Below are 4873 nucleotides of genomic sequence, written 5' to 3'. Positions count from 1 at the left end.
GTGGCCTTCCAGAAGTAGTTGACGAAGCCGCCCTCCGGGTTCTGGCTGCGTTTACGGAAGACCATGCGCATGGGCAGGCCCACCTCGAGATCTTCCATGGCGCAGTCGGTGAAATCAGCCATGAAGCGGCCGCCGCCGTCGAACTGGATCATGCCGTAGCAGTGCGGTGGGTCCACGGAGACGGCCAGCAGGTCCGCGGTGAATGTCTTGATGGTTGCCGAAACGTCGGCGAATTCGTAATCCTGCTGCGTACGCAGCGCCCCGCAGCCCGGGTTGACGCAGATGTCCATTTTGGGGAACTGGGCGGTGCCGCAGGCCTCGCAGCGTCCGCCCACCAACCCCAAGAGCATCTGCCGTTTGCGCCACAGTGCGGTCATGGCCGTCCGGGCGGGGGCTTCGGCACGAATGCCCATTTCCGTCTGAATCAGATTTCGGAACGTGAGAAACTTCGGATAATTGTCGATGGTCCTTTTGTTCTCCAGGCACCCCTTGACGCCGTCGCGGCTCTTCAGGTCGAGAATGTTTTCGGTCACCTTGAAATACAGGGCGTTGCACCCCTGGCCGAAACCGGCCACCAGGATCCGGTCGCCGGGGTTGGCCGTCTCAAGGGCTTTTGTGAGCATGAGCAGGCTGTGGGCCGTTCCGGTTTCCCCGCAGACATCGTGCAGGTTGTCGGCCACCTTGCCCTTGCCGGCGCCCAGCGTCTCAGCAATGTTGCGATGTTCGGCCTTGAAGAAGCAGGGAAATACCAGCTGGTCGACGTCGTCCACGGTGATGCTCAGCTTGTCCATCAGCCCGTTGACGGCTTCAGGGATAATTTTGGCATAGCCCTCGTCGCGGGCCCAGCGCTCTTCCCACATGGTGTCGTATCGATTTCCGGCGGCCCGGTAGTGGTCCACGAAGTCATAGGATACCGAGTGGCTGCCCAGAAATTCGGCGATGACGTTTTCGTCACCCACGAGTAGGGCGGCGGCGCCGTCGCCGAACCACATTTCGTAAAAATAGGCCGTTTTGGTTTCCCGGCAGTCGGCGGCGGCCACCAGAACCTGGTGTCGGTCACCGCCTTTCACGGCGTCCAAGGCGGTGATCAGGGCGCCGGTTCCCGCCTTTTGGGAGGCGGTGAAATCCGCGGTGAGGATATCGCTTCTCAGATTCAGGGCCGTGGCCACGATGCCGGCATTCTGGCGGTCGGCAAAGGGCAGGGTGGTCGACGCGAGGTAGAGGCCGTCGACCCGGGATCGGTCCACACCTGTCAGGCAGTCCCTGGCAGCGGCCACGGCCATGGTCAGGCTGTCTTCGTCCCAGTTGCACATGGATCGCTCGCCTTGGGCCACCATGACGACAGCCGGGGCAAACCAGCCCATGTTCTGAAGTATGGACATCCGATCCAGCCGGAGTCGGGGGATGTGGGCGCCGTAGGCAGTGATACCAACCATAACTACTCCTTAATGGGCGATTCCGTAAAACGCTCGATATCTGCGTTACGCTTCTTCCCTCGTCACTGCGGCGTACCGAAAGTACGCCTCATTCCTCGGGACTCGCAAGCCTTGATCTCGAACGTTTTACGAAATCGCCTGAGATGCATGTAAGTCACCCGTTTTTTATTCAATTCAATTTAAATAGCTTTTCGATCAGTTGGGATTTCATGATATCCCCGTTGATCTTCAGTTTGCCCGAAGTGTAAGCCTGCATGGGCGGCAGCTGGCCGTTCATCATCTTCAGAAAATCCGTGTCCGCCATTTTCAGGGTGCAGGATGGGCTGTCGTGGATCCCTTCCAACACCGTGCAGGTGCCATCCGTGATGGCGCAGTGCCACTCACCGGCGCCGGCGATGACATACTGGAATACCGCGTTCACACCGGCGGCCGCATCGGCCACGAAGGCGCCGGGCATGGCGTCGAACACCGCGGAAACCGAAGAAAAACCCTGCGATTCACCCGCTGGTGACGTTGCTGCCGGTTTTTGGCAGGCCGTCAGGACGTCGCTTACCTGGGCGGTGAGGTCGGGGTAGACCCTGCCGCCGGTCAGGTCAGCGAGCGCCTCCAGGTTTTCCATGACCGATTCAGGCGAGGGGACTTGACCCGCTGCGGCCAACACCTTGCCCGGGCCGGTAACCACCGCCGCCCGGTTGAAGAAGCCCAGACCGGCGTTGTAAATGTTGCCGCTGACCGGGCACTGGTCAGCGCACAGGTAGAGCACCAGGGGGGAGACGAATTCGGGTTTGGAACGGGCAGCCAATTCCGGCGGCATCACGTCTTCGGTCAGTCGGGAGGCGGCGATGGGGGCCACCGTGTTGACCTTGATGCCGTATTTCTCTCCCTCGAGCTTCAAGGTGTTCATCAATCCCACCAGGCCCATCTTGGCCGCCGCGTAGTTGGCCTGGCCGAAGTTGCCGTAGAGGCCGGCCGCCGAAGTGGTCATGACAATGCGGCCGTAGCCCTTTTCCTTCATGACGGCGAACGCGGGCTGGGTGACGTTGTAGGCACCCTTCAGGTGGACGTCCAGCACGGCGCGCCAGGCTTCCGGCGCCATTTTAATAAAACTCTTGTCCCGCAAAATACCGGCGTTGTTGATCAGAATATCAACGCTGCCGAATGCGTCGAGGGCGGCTTGGACGATGCTGGCGCCCCCGTCGACAGTGGACACGTCGTCATAGTTGGCCACGGCCTCACCGCCGGCAGCCCGAATCTCTTCGACGACGCGGTCGGCCGGTGAAGATGAACCGTCACCGGTTCCGTCCCGGCTGCCGCCCAGGTCGTTGACCAGGACCCGGGCACCCCGCCGGGCCAGCTCGAGGGCATAGGTTCGACCCAGGCCCGCGCCGGCACCGGTGACCAGCGCCACCCGGTCGTCGAAGCGGATCTCGTTTTTGGGGATGTCACCGTACTCGAATTCACCGTTGTCGATGACCGTCTGACCGTTTTCGGCATTGACGGTGCGCCAGACGGCCTTGCCCGCAGCGGTCTTCCAGATCATGGTCTTGATGGGAACGCCCGGGTAGAGGGCCTTTGAAAAGCGGCAGGCCAAGCGACGAACCAGCTCGGGACGGCCCGGTACCAGGCTGGCGATCAATGCCCGGCAGGCAAACCCGTGGGTGCACAGCCCGTGCATGATGGGCATGTCGAACCCGGACATCCTGGCGAATTCCGGATCCACGTGAAGGTGGAAGATGTCTCCGGATAGCCGGTAGAGCAGCGGCTGATTCGGTGAGGGGGATGCCTCCACCACGAAATCGGGCTCGCTGTCGGGAAATTTTACGGGGGGCTGGTGGCGGTCTTTGCCGCCGAAACCGCCGTCCAGGCGCCCGAAAATGGTGATGGTGCTGGTGAAGAGTTTTTGCCCGTCGGCCAGGGCGGTATCACTTTGGGCCACGATCAGTGCGCCCTTCTCCGCACCCTTGTCGTAGTGGTCCACGATTTTGCCCGTGGTGATCAGTTTCCCCTCGGTAGGCATGGGGTTGTGGAAGGTCAATTCCTGCTCCCCGTGAAGGACACCCGCCAGGTTTATGTTGGAAGCGGTGGCCGCCTGGAAGAAAAAATCGAAGATCAGGGCAATGGCGAAACTGGGGATGACCTTGAGGTCTTTTTCATAGCAGTAGTCCAGTTCGGAAAACCCCGCACCGACCCCCAACGCATAAAGAACTGCATCTTTCCACGTGTAGTCCCGAGTCATCGGGCCGATGGGTTTACCGATGGCATCCATGTTCAGCGCCATGGTGGTCCCTCCTTGCCTGTAAGGTGATTGGATCCGTCAGATTTTTTATCGGTCTGTCGGCCAGTTGGCCTCGTCGCTCATTTTTCTTGCCGGTTTTCGGGTATTTTTAACCCATTGTCGCCGGATCTGCCTGTAAAGGCAGGAATCAGCAGAAACTTCAAGGTTTCTTTGACCACATCCAGGTAAGCGGCTTGGTCCACGCCCAGGATGGGGCGGAAGAAGCTCTCGCCGGAAATAAAGCTGAGCACGGCGTTCCACAGGGTCATGATGCGTGCCTTGGCCTGGGGGGTCACATGCCGCTTGTCGATGGCCAGTCCCATGGCGATGGCGATGTTGGCGAGGTGGCCGGCCACCTTTTCGTCCAGGCTGACTTCTGTTTTTGATTTGCTGAAATAGCCCAGCAGCAGCAGGTTCGACGCATCGGGGGTCTCGTGAAGGTAGTCGCACATGACATCGATGGCGATGGCGAGGCGATCGGCTAGGCTTTTGCCTCTGGCCAGCCTTTCGATGACCTTGAACTGCGCCTCGATTCCCTCGTTGAGATCGATGATGACCGCCTCGTACAGGTCGGCCTTCTCTCCCCAGTGATAGTACAAGGTGGAGATGTCGATGCCCACCGCCTTGGCGATCATGCGGGTGGTGGTGCCCTGATATCCGTATTCGCCGAACAGCCGGCGGGCGGCAGTCAATATCCGGGCCTTGTTGGAGTCTGGGTTTTTTCTGGCTTTATCTAGAGGTGACGGCATGGGACGATCAGGCTCCCGGGCGCATGGAAGCGTTTACAAAAAGTAGCCCATCTAATGTTTCCATCATTTGATGGATTATTAAGCGAGGCATCATGTATTGTCAACGGCTTTTTTCTTTTAATAATGAAACTTGACGGTCCCGTAAAAATTTGGGATTCCCTTTTTGCTGTCGTCCCCGCGAAGGCGGGGATCCAGTGTTATCAGATAGTTATAGATATCGCTAATGCTTCACTGCGTGCACCCGCCTTCGCGGGAATGACACGACAGGGGACTTTTTTTGGGTTCATAAAAACTTGATAACCCCTTAAAAAAGTCGCATTTCAGACCGATTCGAAAAAACTCGAGATCAAGGCTTGTGAATCTTTAGGAATACCGCTATCGCGGGTGCCGTAGGCAGCGTACTTACGGTACGC

General features: G+C 59.0%; 3 protein-coding genes. All 3 read right to left on the bottom strand.

Going from position 1 to position 4873, the window contains the following annotated elements; translation table 11 throughout:
• The coding region (locus ABYV26_RS21010; protein ID WP_372683316.1) for a hydroxymethylglutaryl-CoA synthase family protein at positions 1-1436 on the bottom strand (1436 nt) is incomplete at its 3' end.
• A gap of 169 nt (positions 1437-1605) precedes the next feature.
• Entirely contained in the window at positions 1606-3714 is a 2109-nt protein-coding gene (locus ABYV26_RS21005) for an SDR family NAD(P)-dependent oxidoreductase (RefSeq protein WP_372683314.1), read from the bottom strand.
• 77 nt (positions 3715-3791) lie between these two features.
• Positions 3792-4460 carry a TetR/AcrR family transcriptional regulator gene (locus ABYV26_RS21000; RefSeq protein ID WP_372683313.1) on the bottom strand — a complete coding sequence of 223 codons (669 nt, stop codon included), beginning with the start codon at positions 4458-4460 and terminating at the stop codon, positions 3792-3794.
• Positions 4461-4873 lie beyond the last annotated feature (413 nt).

This window comes from Desulfosarcina sp. (assembly GCF_041551955.1).
Classification (GTDB): domain Bacteria; phylum Desulfobacterota; class Desulfobacteria; order Desulfobacterales; family Desulfosarcinaceae; genus Desulfosarcina.
Note: the sequence above shows the minus strand (reverse complement) of the source record. Positions and strands in the feature narration are given on the sequence as shown.

Excerpts from the sequence above, each read along its gene's own strand:
- ABYV26_RS21005 (WP_372683314.1), bottom strand. The coding sequence starts at position 3,714 with ATGGCGCTGAACATGGATGCCATCGGTAAACCCATCGGCCCGATGACT.
- ABYV26_RS21000 (WP_372683313.1), bottom strand. The coding sequence starts at position 4,460 with ATGCCGTCACCTCTAGATAAAGCCAGAAAAAACCCAGACTCCAACAAG.